The 16,380-nt window shown below is 38.6% G+C and carries 18 protein-coding genes; 16 read left to right on the forward strand and 2 right to left on the reverse strand.

Annotated elements, in window-relative coordinates; genetic code table 11:
* Nucleotides 1–355 precede the first annotated feature (355 nt).
* Entirely contained in the window at nt 356–559 is a 204-nt protein-coding gene (locus V7127_RS17815) for a sigma factor G inhibitor Gin (RefSeq protein ID WP_335345260.1), read from the reverse strand.
* A 227-nt stretch (nt 560–786) separates the two neighbouring features.
* Between V7127_RS17815 and V7127_RS17820 the strand changes: the two genes are divergently transcribed.
* The 9 genes from V7127_RS17820 to rsmI all read left to right on the forward strand — a co-directional run bounded on the left by V7127_RS17820 (nt 787) and on the right by rsmI (nt 7,861).
* Entirely contained in the window at nt 787–2,223 is a 1,437-nt protein-coding gene (locus V7127_RS17820) for an aminotransferase class I/II-fold pyridoxal phosphate-dependent enzyme (protein WP_335345261.1), read from the forward strand.
* 227 nt (nt 2,224–2,450) lie between these two features.
* Complete coding sequence (gene tmk / locus V7127_RS17825) at nt 2,451–3,089, forward strand: dTMP kinase (protein ID WP_335488352.1); 639 nt, start codon at nt 2,451–2,453, stop codon at nt 3,087–3,089.
* Between the two features lie 157 nt (nt 3,090–3,246).
* Entirely contained in the window at nt 3,247–3,576 is a 330-nt protein-coding gene (locus tag V7127_RS17830; RefSeq protein ID WP_335345263.1) for a cyclic-di-AMP receptor, read from the forward strand.
* Nucleotides 3,577–3,613: 37 nt separating this feature from the next.
* The gene (gene holB, locus V7127_RS17835) at nt 3,614–4,621 is read left to right on the forward strand and encodes a DNA polymerase III subunit delta' (protein ID WP_335345264.1); all 1,008 of its coding nucleotides are present in this window, start codon (nt 3,614–3,616) and stop codon (nt 4,619–4,621) included.
* Nucleotides 4,614–5,441 (forward strand): PSP1 domain-containing protein, encoded by an 828-nt coding sequence (locus V7127_RS17840; RefSeq protein WP_066302014.1) that lies wholly within the window; start codon nt 4,614–4,616, stop codon nt 5,439–5,441. The genes holB and V7127_RS17840 overlap by 8 nt, the downstream gene beginning before the upstream one ends.
* Before the next feature lie 13 nt (nt 5,442–5,454).
* Complete coding sequence (gene yabA / locus V7127_RS17845) at nt 5,455–5,829, forward strand: DNA replication initiation control protein YabA (protein ID WP_335345265.1); 375 nt, start codon at nt 5,455–5,457, stop codon at nt 5,827–5,829.
* Between the two features lie 146 nt (nt 5,830–5,975).
* Nucleotides 5,976–6,716, forward strand: coding sequence for a tRNA1(Val) (adenine(37)-N6)-methyltransferase (locus V7127_RS17850; RefSeq protein WP_335345266.1), 741 nt, complete (start codon nt 5,976–5,978; stop codon nt 6,714–6,716).
* Complete coding sequence (locus tag V7127_RS17855; RefSeq protein WP_335488355.1) at nt 6,706–6,990, forward strand: GIY-YIG nuclease family protein; 285 nt, start codon at nt 6,706–6,708, stop codon at nt 6,988–6,990. Before V7127_RS17850 ends, V7127_RS17855 begins: the two co-directional genes overlap by 11 nt.
* Entirely contained in the window at nt 6,968–7,861 is an 894-nt protein-coding gene (gene rsmI, locus V7127_RS17860; RefSeq protein ID WP_335488358.1) for a 16S rRNA (cytidine(1402)-2'-O)-methyltransferase, read from the forward strand. Before V7127_RS17855 ends, rsmI begins: the two co-directional genes overlap by 23 nt.
* Nucleotides 7,862–7,898: 37 nt before the next feature.
* Here rsmI and V7127_RS17865 read toward each other — a convergent pair whose 3' ends face one another.
* Nucleotides 7,899–8,183, reverse strand: a complete 285-nt coding sequence (locus V7127_RS17865; protein WP_066301993.1) for an AbrB/MazE/SpoVT family DNA-binding domain-containing protein — start codon at nt 8,181–8,183, stop codon at nt 7,899–7,901.
* 614 nt (nt 8,184–8,797) lie between these two features.
* Between V7127_RS17865 and metG the strand changes: the two genes are divergently transcribed.
* The 7 genes from metG to yabG all read left to right on the forward strand — a co-directional run bounded on the left by metG (nt 8,798) and on the right by yabG (nt 16,169).
* Entirely contained in the window at nt 8,798–10,753 is a 1,956-nt protein-coding gene (gene metG / locus V7127_RS17870) for a methionine--tRNA ligase (RefSeq protein ID WP_335345288.1), read from the forward strand.
* Nucleotides 10,754–11,016: 263 nt separating this feature from the next.
* On the forward strand, nt 11,017–11,784 hold the full coding sequence (locus V7127_RS17875; protein ID WP_335345269.1) for a TatD family hydrolase: 768 nt from the start codon (nt 11,017–11,019) through the stop codon (nt 11,782–11,784).
* Nucleotides 11,785–12,046: 262 nt separating this feature from the next.
* Nucleotides 12,047–13,231 carry a ubiquitin-like domain-containing protein gene (locus tag V7127_RS17880; RefSeq protein ID WP_335345270.1) on the forward strand — a complete coding sequence of 395 codons (1,185 nt, stop codon included), beginning with the start codon at nt 12,047–12,049 and terminating at the stop codon, nt 13,229–13,231.
* Nucleotides 13,232–13,439: 208 nt separating this feature from the next.
* Nucleotides 13,440–14,000 carry a ribonuclease M5 gene (rnmV, locus tag V7127_RS17885; RefSeq protein ID WP_335345271.1) on the forward strand — a complete coding sequence of 187 codons (561 nt, stop codon included), beginning with the start codon at nt 13,440–13,442 and terminating at the stop codon, nt 13,998–14,000.
* Nucleotides 13,993–14,871, forward strand: a complete 879-nt coding sequence (gene rsmA, locus V7127_RS17890) for a 16S rRNA (adenine(1518)-N(6)/adenine(1519)-N(6))-dimethyltransferase RsmA (RefSeq protein ID WP_335345272.1) — start codon at nt 13,993–13,995, stop codon at nt 14,869–14,871. The genes rnmV and rsmA overlap by 8 nt, the downstream gene beginning before the upstream one ends.
* An 83-nt stretch (nt 14,872–14,954) precedes the next feature.
* The gene (locus V7127_RS17895; protein ID WP_335488360.1) at nt 14,955–15,083 is read left to right on the forward strand and encodes a hypothetical protein; all 129 of its coding nucleotides are present in this window, start codon (nt 14,955–14,957) and stop codon (nt 15,081–15,083) included.
* Nucleotides 15,084–15,284: 201 nt separating this feature from the next.
* Nucleotides 15,285–16,169 carry a sporulation peptidase YabG gene (gene yabG / locus V7127_RS17900; protein ID WP_335345273.1) on the forward strand — a complete coding sequence of 295 codons (885 nt, stop codon included), beginning with the start codon at nt 15,285–15,287 and terminating at the stop codon, nt 16,167–16,169.
* The last annotated feature ends 211 nt before the right edge of the window (nt 16,170–16,380 follow it).

Below are 16,380 nucleotides of genomic sequence, written 5' to 3' on the forward strand. Positions count from 1 at the left end.
ATGAAGAAAAATAAGGATCTAAGGTAGTTAAGCACCGTTATAAAACACCTTTCGTGAAGAAAAGTAAAGGTCAAGGTAGATAAGGAAGGTTCATGGAACGCTTTTTCATAAGAATCCATCAAAAATGATCGCTATGGGTGCTTCATGGAACACATTTTGCTAAGAACTCACCGAAAACGCTCACTATGAAAGGTTCATGGGACGCATTTTGTTAAGGCCCCCTCAAAAATGCTCACCATAAGAGGTTCAGCGAATATGTTTTACTAATAATCGACAATATTTCACGGACCACTCGGAAGGTTTGAAAATCACAGAGATATTAAACCAAAATAAAAAGCCCCAAATGGAGCCTACATTATGAAAGTATTTCTGGATTTGTGACTTTTTTTAGCTGTTTTAAATAATATTTATATTTTGGATTACTTGTATCTGTAGAAATTAAATCACTTTCGCAATCTGTACAGATAAAAGAAGTGTATAGATGTATGCCTCTTAATTTTGTTTGCTCGCAAATGACACACTCTTCCCCTATATGCTTCTTTGCTAATAGCGAACTCAATAACTCCACCTCCATACACCAATTCTGTCCTAATTTACCGCATTGTATACAATACTTTGAAAATTCGATTAAAAAGATTACTTGTTTACTAATGTATGTTAAAAGATGAATTTGGTTGTATGTCTTACTCAATTCTTTCCCATTGGCTTTTGTATTAGAAAGTATCGCAGTTCACTTCTATTTGGTAAAATAGATGGGATGATTAACAATATATTTGGTGATGATATATGAATCAAAATAAAATGCCTATATTTGACGCTTTAAAAGCACATATTGAACGTAGCCCTGTTTCCTTTCATGTTCCTGGACATAAATATGGAGGCCTTCTTCCTGATGAAGCAAAGGGGTATTTTCAGGAATTATTAAAGCTTGATGCAACAGAACTTAATGGATTGGATGATCTTCACTCTCCAGAAGGGATTATTTTAGAAGCTGAAGAGCTGCTTGCCCATTTTTATGGAACGAAAAGAAGCTTTTTCTTAGTGAATGGCTCAACTGTTGGAAATTTGGCGATGATCATGGCTGCGATCGCAGAACATGATACCGTGCTTGTCCAAAGAAATTGCCACAAGTCAGTTTTAAATGGGGTACAGCTTATGAAGGCCCATCCTGTTTTTCTAGGTCCAGATTTTGATGAGGAATGGGGTGTCGCAGGAGGGGTATCTCTTCAAACAGTAAAAATGGCTGTGGATGAGTATCCGGAGGCTAAGGCCATTATTCTTACATATCCAAATTACTATGGGATGGCCAATGATATAGAGGAAATCATTCAATATTCTCATTCTAAAGGGATTCCCGTTTTAATTGATGAGGCACATGGTGCCCATTTTGCAGGAAACGAAATATTCCCACGGTCAGCTGTGCAATTAAAGGCTGATATAGTTGTTCAGTCAGCTCATAAAACACTTCCTGCAATGACAATGGGGGCTTATCTTCATTTTAATAGTGAAATTCTTTCAGAAAGAAAAGTCAGTGACTATCTTCAAATCCTGCAATCAAGCAGCCCCTCTTATCCCATTATGGCGTCATTAGATATGGCGAGGCACTATTTGGCTACTTATTCAAATGAGGATATGAACGATCTTTTTCAAAAGATAACTGAATTTAGAAGGAGATTGCAGCAAATAAGGGGCATTCAAGTACTAGATTATCGAAATGGCAAAGGAGATCCGCTCAAAATAACGATTCAATCCACCACATCATTGAGTGGATATGATTTGCAAAGATTGCTCGAAGGTACAGGAATTTATGCTGAAATGGCTGACCCCTATAATGTACTGCTTGTTTTTCCTTTATTAAAAAAGGATTTGGATTTTTCTATTGAAGAGATAATTAGGCGTTTTGAGACAGCTCTTCAATCTATCCCAAATACACAGAGGGACAATATAATAAGCAGCTTTGGTAAACCGAGAATTTCAAAGCTGAGCTTGAATGTGAAGCAGATGGCAAGCCTCACAAGCCAATCTATCCCCTTGGAAGAGGCAGTCGGTAAAATAGGTGCGCAATTGCTTATTCCTTATCCTCCTGGTATCCCACTATTATTTCCTGGGGAAAAAATTCAAACGGAAGATATAGATTTTATTAAATTACTGCTGAAAACAGGTGCCAGATTTCAAGGCGGAGACAGCTTGAAATCTGGAAGAATAGACATATTTCCCGAATAATTTAACTTCATTCAGCTGAAGTTTTCCACTTCTATAAGTGGGAGAAGAATGAAAAAAGGTATCAAATTCATTGGGGGTATTACTTCCGCTGAATGAATTTAAGCCTCCGGCGGATGCCTCAGATTTTTTAGAGGAAATTATCGAGCAAGCTCGATAAAAATCTGGGCGCAATTTCGCCGAGGCGAAATTGATTATATTATGATTGAATCATCTTGGAGGTTAGCGATTTGAAAAAAGGTATTTTTATAACGATGGAGGGCCCTGATGGATCTGGGAAAACAACCATCATTAACATGCTTGGCTCAAGATTAGAAGCAGAAGGCTATCAGGTTATGCAAACGAGAGAGCCAGGTGGAATTGATATTGCTGAGCAAATTCGAAATGTCATTCTGGACAAGAACAATACAAAAATGGATCCCCGTACCGAGGCCTTATTGTATGCGGCGGCACGAAGGCAGCATCTTGTTGAAAAAGTAATTCCAGCTCTTGAAAAAGGTTATGTTGTTTTATGCGATCGATTTATTGATAGCTCCCTAGCCTATCAAGGCTATGCTAGAGGATTAGGAATGGATGAAGTGTTTTCAATTAATCAATTTGCCATCGAAGGAATGATGCCGCAATTAACGTTCTATTTTGACATTGAACCAGAGGAAGGTCTTGAAAGAATCAACCGGCATAAGGAACGGGAAGTAAATCGTCTAGATCTTGAGAACTTAGAATTTCACCACAAAGTACGCGAGGGTTATTATAAGCTAATAAATAGTCATCCTGAACGGATTTATAAGATAGATGCTTCCCAATCAATCGAAATGGTGTATAAGGCAGCTGAAGAAAAGATAAAAGAGATAATCCATAGGGAAGAATAAATGAAGGAGGGTGAATATTTACATGTGTATCACCCTCTTTTTTGTACCTCAAAGTTTAGTCAATATGGATAAAACATGTTAGTTCTTTAAAAAATTGCTATAATGAATGTAGTAAGGCAATTTTAGAAAAGTGGAACAAATGAAAGGGGATGAGAGAATGAAACTAATATTAGCGGTTATTCAAGATCAAGACAGCAATAAATTAATGAATGCATTGGTAAATAATAATTTCCGGGCAACAAAGCTTGCAAGTACTGGCGGCTTTCTAAAATCAGGGAATACAACCTTCATGATCGGAACAGAGGATATTCGTGTTGACAGGGCATTGCAAATTATTAAAGAAAATTGCAAATCAAGAGACCAGCTAGTGGCCCCTATCTCTCCAATGGGAGGAAATGCAGATTCATATGTTCCATATCCAGTTGAGGTCGAGGTCGGAGGAGCAACCGTCTTTGTACTGCCAATTGAAAAATTCCAGCAGTTTTAATAGAATTTTATTATAAAGAATTAAAGTGGTGATGACAGTGGTCAAAACGTGGGAAGACCTAGAAAGCATTCAGCCTGTTGTTTTGAAAATGTTTAAAAATAGCATCTTAAAGGATAGGCTTGCCCACGCTTATTTGTTTGAAGGGATGAAAGGAACAGGCAAACGGGATGCCGGGAGTCTTTTAGCCAAAAGTGTTTTTTGCCACTCACCCATTCAAGGCTATATGCCTTGTGAGGATTGTGTAAATTGCAAAAGAATTAACAATGGGAATCACCCTGATGTTCATCTTGTTGAACCAGATGGTCTGTCCATTAAGAAGGCTCAAATCCAGACTCTTCAAGAGGAATTTTCGAAAACAGGTGTTGAATCTAGGAAGAAATTATATATGATAGTTCATGCTGATCGAATGACGGTAAATGCTGCCAATAGTTTGTTGAAGTTTCTTGAAGAACCACATCCTCATACAATGGCGATTTTAATGACAGAGCAGGCACAGAAAATACTTCCTACTATTCTTTCTCGCTGTCAAACTATTTCCTTTCAGACGTTATCACCTGAAAAAATGATTGAAAATCTTAAATTAAATGGAGTATCGCCACTGTTGGCCCCATTAATTGCCCAACTTACCAATAATATAGATGAGGCAATTGAGTATAGTCAGAATGATTGGTTTGTACAAGCACAAAAAATAGTGTTAAAATTATATGAAGTGCTTAAGAAAAGTCCTTTAGAGGCGATGGTAGCTCTCCAGGATGATTGGTTTAAGCATTTTAAAGAGAAAGAACAGTTAGATATAGGTCTTGATTTATTACTTCTAATCTTTAAGGATTTACTATATATACAGCTCGGCAAGGAAGGTCAAATTGTCTATCTAAATGAGAAAGCACGTTTAGAACAGTTTGCGTTGCATTCCTCTAGCAGACAAGTATCGGAGCAGATGACAGCAATTTTGGAAGCAAAGAGGAAATTGCATGCAAATATGAATCCGCAGCTGTTAATGGAACAGCTTGTGTTGAAATTGCAGGAGGGGTCTTCATTTGTATGATGTAGTAGGAGTCCGCTTTAAAAAAGCGGGCAAGATATATTATTTTGATCCCGGCGGGCTAGAGATAGAAAGGGATGACTTTGTCATTGTTGAAACAGTCCGTGGTGTGGAATATGGCAAGGTTGTCGTTCCACCGAAAAAAGTGGATGAGCATGATGTGGTTCTGCCCTTAAAAAAGGTTCTGCGAATCGCGGATCAAAAGGATAAAATGATTGTCGAAGAAAATAAGCAGGCTGCAAAAGAAGCTTATGAGGTTTGCAGTGAAAAAGTAAGTACTCATCATTTAGATATGAAACTAGTTGATGTTGAATATACATTTGACCGAAATAAAGTCATCTTTTACTTTACGGCTGATGGAAGAGTAGACTTCCGGGAGCTTGTAAAGGATCTTGCAGCGATTTTCCGTACAAGAATAGAATTGCGTCAAATAGGCGTTAGGGATGAAGCAAAAATGTTAGGCGGCATTGGCCCTTGTGGAAGAATGCTATGCTGTTCTACTTTTCTAGGCGACTTTGATCCAGTCTCCATTAAGATGGCAAAGGACCAGAATCTCTCCTTGAACCCAACGAAAATATCAGGCCTATGCGGACGTCTGATGTGCTGTTTGAAATATGAAAATGATGAATATGAGGAAGCAAAAGCCCAGCTTCCTGACCTTGGTGAGTGGATTCAAACACCTGAAGGTCCTGGCAAAGTAGTAGGATTAAATATTTTAGAACGGGTGCTGCAAGTGGATGTAACTGCTGCTGAACGCGTGCTTGAGTATACTTTAGAAGAATTAGTAAAACAGGGTGCTGTATCAGTTCAATCCACAGATTAATGAGGTGGAATACGTGGATAAAAAAGAAATCTTTGATTCAGTAAGTAATATGGAAGCCCAAATTGGACAGTTATATCAACAGCTAGGTGAGTTAAAGCAGCATTTGGCAGAAATACTAGAAGAGAATAATGCTTTAAAGCTGGAGAACGAGCATTTAAGACGCCGTTTGGAATTAACGACAGATAAAGGAAAGACGACAGTAAAAAAAGGGACGACAGCAACATCGCCAGTGGATTCCGCTGATTACAAAACAGCTGATATTGGAGAAGGCTACGATAATCTTGCCCGTCTTTATCAAGAGGGTTTTCACATATGTAACCTCCATTTTGGAAGCCCGCGAAAAGAGGGAGATTGCCTGTTTTGCTTATCTTTTCTTAATAAGAAATAATTTATTGGCCTTCCTCTTAATGGGAAGGCTATTTTTAACATGTTTAGCTTCACAAGGAACGCTTCGCAGCATCATCATCGCACGAGTAAAAGCGCTACCTTTTAGGAGGAGCGCCAACGCATTTTAAATAATATGGAGGAAAGAGAATGGATATTTTAAAAGGAGACGAGCGTTTAGATTATTTGCTTGCGGAAAATTTGCGTATTATTCAAAGCCCGACGGTGTTCTCCTTTTCACTTGACGCCGTTTTACTTGCCAGGTTTGTTCATGTGCCGATTCAAAAGGGTCGGTTAATCGATCTATGCAGTGGAAACGGTGTGATTCCGTTATTTTTGAGCATGAGATCAAAAGGCTCCATTGTAGGGGTTGAAATTCAGGAACGGCTTTTTGATATGGCAAAGAGAAGCATCGAATATAATCAATTGGAAGATCGGCTTCAGATGATACATGGGGATATTAAGGAGATGACAAAGGAGCTTGGATTTGGAAAGTTTGATGTTGTTACTTGTAACCCACCTTATTTTCCTACTCCCTCATCGGAAGAAATCAATGAGAACGAGCATTTAGCCATTGCCCGCCATGAAATTCTCTGTACACTGGAGGATGCGATAAAGGCTTCAAGCGACTTAGTCAAGCAGGGCGGAAAGGTAGCATTTGTTCATCGGCCGGGAAGGCTCTTAGATATTGTAACACTGATGAGAAAATATAAATTGGAACCAAAAAAGGTCCAATTTGTTTATCCGAAGCAAGGAAAGGAAGCAAATACATTATTAATAGAAGCAACTAAATACGGCAGTCCAGATTTAAAAATCTTGCCCCCATTAATTGTCTATCAGGATAATAATGAATATACCCCTGAAATAAGGAAGATTTTATATGGAGAATAATCATCTTTTCTATGTGCTGCAGTGCAGGGATTATACGTTGTATGCAGGCTACACGAATAATTTAGAAAAGCGGATAAAGCTTCACAATGAGGGAAAAGGGGCAAAATATACAAGGGGAAGAGGACCGGTCAAGCTTGTATTCTCAAAAGCGTACGATAATAAAAGTGATGCCTTAAAGGCAGAATATGAATTTAAGCAATGGCCGAAGAAAAAGAAAGAAGAATACCTCATAAATGAGACGGGTGGTACATATGTGGCAGCAAAAAAGCTTTGATAAGGAAGACAGTAAGGGAATCCTGTATTTAGTTCCGACCCCCATTGGGAATTTAGAGGATATGAGCTTTCGGGCTATTCGTATTATGAAGGAAGCAGATTTTATTGCTGCTGAGGATACAAGAAATACGAAGAAGCTATGCAATTATTTTGAAATAGATACGCCGATCATCAGCTATCATGAACATAATAAAGCGGTGAGCGGGGAGAAATTATTAGAGAAATTAGCAGACGGAGCGAAGATTGCTCTTGTGAGTGATGCAGGGATGCCAACGATTTCTGATCCCGGCTACGAGCTGGTCACCGCTGCAGCCGCTGGAAAATTAACGGTCGTTCCGCTTCCAGGTGCGAATGCCGCTTTAACTGCACTCATTGCATCAGGACTTAATCCGCAGCCTTTCTATTTCTATGGATTTTTAGACCGGAAAAAGAAAACCAAAAGAAAAGAACTTGAGGAGCTTTCGAAAATTTCCGCCACTACGATTCTTTACGAAGCCCCACATCGTTTGAAAGAAACGCTTACACTTATTGAAGAGCAAATGGGGAATAGAAAGATTGTTCTTTGCCGCGAATTGACAAAGAAGTTTGAGGAGTTTATTCGCGGGACTGTGAAAGAGGTATTAGATTGGGCCACATCTGAAGAAATTAGAGGAGAATTTGTTCTGATCCTTGAGGGTTCATCAGAGAAAGAGCAAGAAGAGGGAGAAATTTGGTGGGAGGATTTATCCATTGAAGCTCATGTGGAACATTATATGAATGATAGCGGAATGAATAGTAAAGATGCGATAAAGCAAACAGCAGCCGACAGAGGCATGAATAAGAAAGAGGTTTACCATGCCTTTCATGTTAAATCAAATGATAACGAAGAGTAAAAAAAGAAGCTTCTCTATACAGAGAAGCTTCTTTTTATTATTTTACAAGTTCAAATCTGTTTTGAATTTCACTTAATAATTGTTCAGCACCCTCACGGCTAACAATTAATTTTCCATTAGCTAATTGGATGTTATCGTCAGAAACTTCCCCAGTTACTAGGCAAGTCATATTTGGCTTGTACTTTTTAAGGATAATACGATCATCGTCTACGTAGATTTCTAAAGCATCCTTTTCAGCAATATCCAATGTACGTCTTAACTCGATAGGAATAACCACGCGACCTAGTTCATCAACTTTACGAACAATACCTGTAGATTTCATATAAAAATTCTCCTCCCAAATCTTAAAAAATATTTTTCTATTTATAGTTCTTTCGCCAATATTCGACAAAATCTTTATTAATTCAATAATACCAGCGTTTCCCAAATACGTCAATTACTTTATTTTTAATTTAATTAGAAGTTTTTACCTTATCCAATAAAGGTTATTACATCAAGGTTTACTGACATAACAGCAAATTTTAATGGTGGTTTAGTAAATATTTTAACTCTTTAGATATATTATTTTATTATTATCAAAAAAATAATATTCGACAAATATCAACAGTACTTACAGAATTCAACATAATAATATACGAGTGGAGATTTATATTTATTGGGATAAAAAAATAAATAATTTATTTAGTTAGGCAGTGTTCATTTCAGTTGAAGCAAAATATATAACTCTCACAGTTTTTAGGGCTCTAGCTTATCTATATTTGTTGCACAAATACTAAATATTAGGTATATTTTGATGGTATAAGAGGTTATGCTGACTTAATGAGTCGGTTTGCTCACATAGGTTCTAATTAATATAAGAAGCCTATATTTGGCACGTATTACAGTTTAATCTCGTCCATTGTAAGGTCGGGATTTTTTAGCTAAAAAGGAGGGGATATTGTGGGAGGTAAAAAAACGTTTTATCTTACTACACCTATTTATTATCCAAGCGGAAATTTACATATAGGCCACGCCTATACAACGGTAGCTGGCGATGCAATGGCTCGCTACAAGCGTTTGCGCGGATTTGATGTCATGTATTTGACTGGTACGGATGAGCATGGTCAAAAGATCCAGGAAAAAGCGGAGGAAAAAGGGGTTACACCCCAAAGCTATGTAGATGAAATTGTCGAAGGAATTCAAGTGCTTTGGAAAAAGCTTGATATATCCTATGATGATTTCATTCGCACAACACAGGATCGCCATAAGGAAGTTGTTCAAAAGATCTTTGCTCAATTATTAGAGCAAGGAGATATTTATCTTGGGGAATATGAAGGATGGTATTGTACACCATGCGAATCGTATTTCACAGAGCGCCAGCTGAAAGATGGGAACTGTCCGGACTGCGGAAGACCCGTTAACAAAGTAAAGGAAGAATCTTATTTCTTTAAGGTAAGTAAATATGCTGATAGACTGCTGCAATATTACGAGGAGAATCCTTCGTTTATTCAGCCTGAATCTCGTAAAAATGAGATGATTAACAACTTTATTAAGCCAGGATTAGAAGATCTTGCTGTTTCTAGAACAACCTTTAATTGGGGAATTGAGGTTCCAGGCAATCCAAAGCATGTCATTTATGTGTGGATCGATGCCTTATCGAACTATATTACAGCTTTAGGCTACGGAACAGAGGATCCTTCCAAATACGAAAACTTCTGGCCGGCAGACGTGCATTTGGTAGGAAAAGAAATTGTTCGTTTCCATACGATTTATTGGCCAATTATGCTGATGGCTTTAGATTTGCCCCTACCTAAAAAAGTGTTTGCCCATGGCTGGTTATTAATGAAGGATGGCAAAATGTCCAAATCTAAAGGAAATGTAGTGGACCCTGTCACCTTAATTGACCGTTATGGTTTAGATGCATTGCGTTATTATTTATTGCGTGAAGTTCCATTTGGATCGGACGGTGTGTTTACACCGGAAGGCTTCGTAGAAAGAATTAATTTTGATCTTGCGAATGATTTAGGAAACTTGTTAAATCGGACGCTGGCAATGGTAGATAAGTATTTTGGCGGGGTTATTCCAAAATATAATGGCTCAAATAGTGAGTATGATCAGTCATTGCTTCAAGCAAATAAGGAAACGGTTAAGAAATATGAAGAGGCAATGGAGAATATGGAGTTTTCCGTAGCTTTATCGACCATTTGGCAATTAGTCAGCAAATCCAATAAATATATCGATGAAACACAGCCATGGACACTGGCAAAGGATGAGGCAAAGACTGCTGAACTTGAAAGTGTAATGGCACATTTAGCAGAGTCCTTAAGAAGAATTGCCATTCTTATACAGCCGTTCTTAACAAGAGCGCCAAAGGAAATATTTGCGCAACTGAATGTAAATGGAGACAGCTTTACGGCTTGGGAGAGCTTAGAAGGATTTGGTTTAATTCCTGAAGGGACAAAAATCGCCAAAGGAGACCCTATTTTCCCTCGTCTTGATTTAAATGAAGAGGTAGAATATATCAAAACAAAAATGCAAGGATCAGCACCAAAAGTGGAAGAAGTGAAACAAGAGGAAAAGCCTGACAGTGAAGAAATCACTATTGATGACTTTATGAAGGTTGACTTGCGGGTAGCACAGGTTATTCATGCAGAGCCAGTAAAAAAGGCAGATAAGCTGCTTAAGCTTCAGCTAGATTTAGGTTATGAAAAGCGGCAAGTCGTTTCTGGAATTGCTCAATTTTACAAACCAGAGGATCTTATTGGCAGGAAACTTATTTGCGTTACGAATTTAAAGCCTGTTAAGCTTCGTGGAGAGCTTTCAGAAGGAATGATCCTTGCCGGAAGCAAGGATGGAGAACTTTCACTAGCAACCATTGCTGAGTCGCTCCCATTAGGTGCAAGAGTAAAATAAAGGTTTTATAACATAGAAATGTTTCACGTGTAACATTAGACGTAAAACATTTCTATGTTTTTCTTTTATAAAATAATATTTATTCACATAATTAACGATAATATCAATGATACGAAAGTAAAAAAGAGGATTTTGTTATTTTTCAATAATGAGTAAAAAATGGCAATACTATATTTGGAAAGCTAACCGCTGATTGTATCAATTGTTACATATATGAAAGAAATGTTACCGAAATATAATTTATGTAAAAAGGGGAATTTTTGATGTTTTTCGACACCCACGCACATTTAAATGCCGAACAATATAATGATGATCTAAGAGAGGTTATTGACAGAGCATTGGAAGAAGGAGTTACCCGCATTGTCGTTGTTGGCTTTGATCGTCCAACCATTGAAAAGGCGATGGAACTGACTGAGCAATATGAATTTATTTACGCAAGCGTAGGCTGGCACCCGGTTGATGCCATTGATATGACTGATGAGGATCTCCAATGGATTGAGGAGCTCTCTAGCCACCCGAAGGTAGTAGCACTTGGTGAAATGGGGCTCGATTATTATTGGGATAAGTCTCCAAAGGACATTCAGAAGGCGGTTTTTAGAAAGCAAATTCAGCTGGCAAAAAAGGTAAAGCTGCCGATTATCATTCATAATCGGGATGCAACAGCTGATATTGTATCCATTTTGAAGGAAGAGGGAGCAGGGGAAGTCGGAGGAATCATGCATTGCTTTAGCGGCAGCCCGGAAACGGCCAAAGAATGTGTTGAAATGAATTTCTATATTTCACTTGGGGGGCCTGTTACCTTTAAAAATGCGAAGAAACCGAAGGAAGTAGCGGAAGTCATCCCAATGGACAAGCTATTAATCGAGACTGACTGCCCGTATTTAGCCCCTCATCCTTATCGCGGCAAGCGGAACGAGCCTAGCTATGTAAAACTGGTGGCAGAACAAATTGCTGAAATTAAAAATGTCTCAGTGGAAGAAGTAGCCAGAATAACAACAGAGAATGCTAAAAAAATATTCGGCATAATTTGATAAAGAATTTTGTCGATATTCTAGGGTACTTGTCCTTTTTTTTCCTAGTTCCAAAAAGTTCTACATTTCCTTGTCCCATCATAGGATAACCATGTCGATAAGTCTCTCTTTCCTTTCTCAAAAAGATTTTGCATAATAGGAAATACGTTTAGGAGAGGGTGGTGCTAAAATAAGGAAAGTGAAAGAGAGTTGACAAAACTGTAAGATAGTCTATATAATCACTCCGAGAGAAAAGGAGGCGTTTTTCATCGTATTTCAAAACATGAAAAACCTGTTTTCCGAGTCTTTGAGTAAGAAGAGAATTGTCATTATTACTACTAGTTTCATAGTTTTTGCAGCTGCTTTAGGCTTCTTTATATTCGAATCAACAAAGAAAACGGTGGCAATGACATTAGACGGTCAGGAAAAGGTCATTAAAACACATGCGGGAACAATTCAAGAACTTTTTAATGATTTAGACATTTCTTTACGCAAAGAGGACTATGTGTCGTTATCCCTTGACACGAAGGTGAAAAACAATTTAGAGATTGTTTGGGAGCCGGCAAAACAGGTTCACATTGTGAAAGACAACGAGAAGAAAACGATTTGGACAGTGTCCAAAACAGTAGAAGAGCTTTTGAAAGAACAGGAGATTACGATAACTGATCATGATAAGGTTCAGCCAAATCTCGAAGAGCCAATTAAAAATAAACTTGAAATAGTTGTCAATAAAGCTTTTGCATTAACATTGTCGGATGGCGGGAAAGAGCAACAGGTTTGGTCCACTTCGACTACGGTCGCTGACTTTTTATCACAGCAGGGGATTACGCTAAACGAACTAGATCGTATTGAACCCAAAGCGGATACGGTTGTCAAAAAAGACGACACCATTCAAATCATTCGAGTAGAAAAAGTCACCGATGTTGTGGAAGAACCAATTAAATTTGCTGTTGTAACGAAGAAGGACAGCAGCCTGGATAAAGGTTCCCAGAAAGTCGTTAATCAAGGCAAAGAGGGCTTATTAACGAAGGAATATGAAGTTGTATTAGAAAATGGCAAGGAAGTTTCAAGAAAATTATTAAACGAGAAAACCGTTCAGGAAAAACAGGATAAAGTGGTTGCTGTTGGTACGAAGCCGTTAGCTGTTAATGTGGTTGCATCCCGCGGCGAAACAGGCGGGAAGGAAATCTATGTGTCCTCGACCGCATATACGGCTCATTGTAACGGTTGCTCAGGCAAAACCGCGACAGGCATTAATCTGCGTGCAAATCCCGATGCGAAAGTGATTGCAGTAGATCCTAGAGTTATTCCTTTAGGCACGAAAGTTTATGTAGAGGGCTACGGGTATGCGATCGCTGCAGATACCGGTTCTGCCATTAAAGGAAACAAAATCGATGTGTTCTTTGCTACAAAGGGAGAAGCTTATCGCTGGGGACGCAAAACAGTAAAAATTAGAATCCTAAATTAATTTTTTGAAAGTGCAGGGGACCCCTAAATCCTCTGCATTTTTTCTTTTTTTCTTTCTTTCGACTTTTCATATATAATTAAAATCATTATTTAACCAATCATATATACAGACGAATAAGGTTACAAAAATGTTTCAATTTTTTCTCAAATATTTTATTTTTATTTTAAATGTCTCTAATGAAATACAGAGCAAGATAACAGGAGGATTTATGAAGATTAGGGAAATCATCGTGGTCGAAGGAAAGGATGATACGACTGCGATTAAAAACGCACTCGATGCGGATACGATTGAAACAAATGGTTCTGCCATTAATGATGAAACATTAGAAAAGATAAAGCTTGCTCAAGAGACAAGAGGGGTCATTGTATTTACTGATCCTGATTATCCGGGGAAAAAAATCCGCAATACAATTAAAGAACATGTCCCTGGCTGTAAGCATGCATTTATCGATAAAAAGGATGCTCTACATAAATACGGGAAGGGTGTTGGTGTCGAACATGCTTCTCCCGAGATGATTCGGCAAGCTCTTCGCGAGGCACACCTCATGCATGAAGAGGTGGAGGAGGTCATCACTCAAGAGGATTTACTTGCTGCAGGCCTAATTGGCGGCTCCGGAGCAAGGGAAAGAAGAGAGAAGCTAGGTAGGCTTTTAAAAATTGGATTTACAAATGGAAAGCAGCTACATAAAAGTTTAATGATGTTTCAAATTAGCAAAGAAGAGTTTGCGGTTGCCATCCAAGCGATCCGTCAGGAGGAAGAACATGCATAAAGATATAGCGACCCCGGTAAGAACCCGTGCCATACTTGAAAAATACGGATTTTCTTTTAAAAAGAGCTTAGGACAAAACTTTTTAATTGATACTAATATTCTCAGAAGAATTGTGGATCATGCCGAGTTAACGGAAAAATCAGCAGCGATTGAAATTGGCCCTGGGATTGGCGCTTTAACAGAACAGCTGGCGAAAAGAAGCAAAAAGGTAGTGGCCTTTGAAATTGACCAGCGGCTTTTGCCGATTTTACAAGAAACCCTTTCTCCTTATCCGAATACAAAGATCATTCATGAGGATGTACTGAAAGCGGATGTTAGAGGAATGATTGAAACAGAATTAGCGGGGATGGACGATATTATGGTTGTTGCCAATCTCCCCTATTACGTAACAACTCCGATTATTATGAAGCTGCTTGAGGACAAACTGCCAATCAGGGGAATTGTTTGTATGCTTCAGAAAGAGGTGGCAGATCGAATTTCTGCTAAGCCGGGAACAAAAGATTACGGTTCCCTTTCCATCGCGATTCAATACTATACAGAGGCTGAGACGGTTATGATTGTTCCAAAAACCGTATTTATTCCTCAGCCGAATGTCGATTCAGCTGTTATTCGTTTAACGAAAAGGGAGAAACCGGCTGTTTCCGTCCAGAATGAGGAATTCTTTTTTCAAATTATTAGGGCCAGCTTTGCGCAAAGGCGGAAAACCTTATTAAATAACTTAACAAGTTATTTGCCGGATGGGAAACAAAAGAAGGAAGACATTCTTGCTGCATTAGAGCAAGCAGAAATCGAGCCTGGCCGTAGAGGGGAAACCTTATCTATTGAGGAGTTTGCCCGGTTAAGTGACAAATTAGCTGCAATATTTTCTTAAGGCTCACCATGTGTGAGCCTTTTTCTATGGAATGAATAGCTTATGGTGAGCGTTAGGAGGTTCTTCTGCCAAAAAATCGTGTTATGAACGGGTCATGGCGAGGGTTTGAATGGCCTTCAGCTGAAAACGAGTGTCATGGACGGCTCATGCCGAGGGTAAAAACCCCTTTTGCTGAAAACGCTTGTCATGGACCTCTCATGGTAAGGGATTAAGACACGCCTACAGAAAACACGTGTCATGAACAACTCATAGTGAGCGTTAAAAACTTTATTTATAGATAAATACAGCACATGTTTTTAAACCGATGCATAATTTATGAGAGAACTAGACTATATTCTTTAGAAGGCCCTCCTGAAATGGCAGCTTTTCGATGCCATATGTAGGCTTGATGGGGCTAATTGGAGTGACTTTAGTTGAACATAAACATTATGGATATTGTCGGGAGGGTTTCTTACCATTGTGATATTCTGTTTCGGGTCATCGATTTTCGGGAACAGAATGGGCAAAAATATGCCATCCTTTATGGGGAAGACATTCGGCTAATTGCAGACGCGCCTATTGAGGACTTAATTACAATTAGTCCATCGACAAGGGCAAAGATTGCTGAGGAGTATCATTCCATGGAAGAGCAGTCTCTCCAGCTATTCCGTCAGGATGTCGAGCTGATCAAGCAAAAACAAGAGTATGAAGCCACAGACGGCTACAGCAAATCATTGAGCTATTTTCAAATGCCTGGAAGAGTCCTTCACCTTGATGGGGATCCGGCTTATTTAGAAAAATGCTTAAATTTATATGAAAAAATAGGTGTCCCAGTGACGGGCATTCATTGCAATGAAAAGGAAATGCCGCTGAGGATTGGGCAGCTTATTGACTACTATAGACCAGATATTCTTGTGGTCACCGGCCATGATGCCTATTCAAAGGCAAAGGGGAAAAAATCAGATATTAACGCCTATCGCCATTCTAAACAATTTGCACAAACGGTTAGAGAAGCAAGAAAGAAGGTCCCTCATTTAGATCAGCTAGTCATTTTTGCAGGCGCATGCCAGTCTCATTTTGAATCCATCATCCTAGCAGGCGCTAATTTTGCCAGCTCCCCTTATAGAGTGAATATACATGCGCTAGATCCGGTATATATAGTGGCAAAAGTTAGTTTTACTCCTTTTATGGAGCGAATAAATGTATGGGATGTTTTACGAAATACACTAACAGGAGAAAAGGGCCTGGGCGGAATAGAAACAAAAGGAGTTTTGAGAACAGGAATGCCATTTAATAGTGAACATCATAATGAGTCCTAAATGATAAACCGTTCTTACTCGAGGCGGTTTGTTTTTTTGTAGAAAAAGTTGGCATATTTCTTTGGAAATAGCGTACATATTCTAAGATGAATAAGGATAAGCTAAAAATGTTGAAAAATAGAAGAAATTGTGGACGAAAATATATTGACAATCTTTTTTAAAGACTGTTATAATTTATATTTTTATTTGACTCCACTGTGTCAGTGTGATA

Origin of the sequence: Bacillus sp. JJ1773 (genome assembly GCF_036962035.1) — a bacterium.
Classification (GTDB): Bacteria; Bacillota; Bacilli; order Bacillales; family Cytobacillaceae; genus Cytobacillus.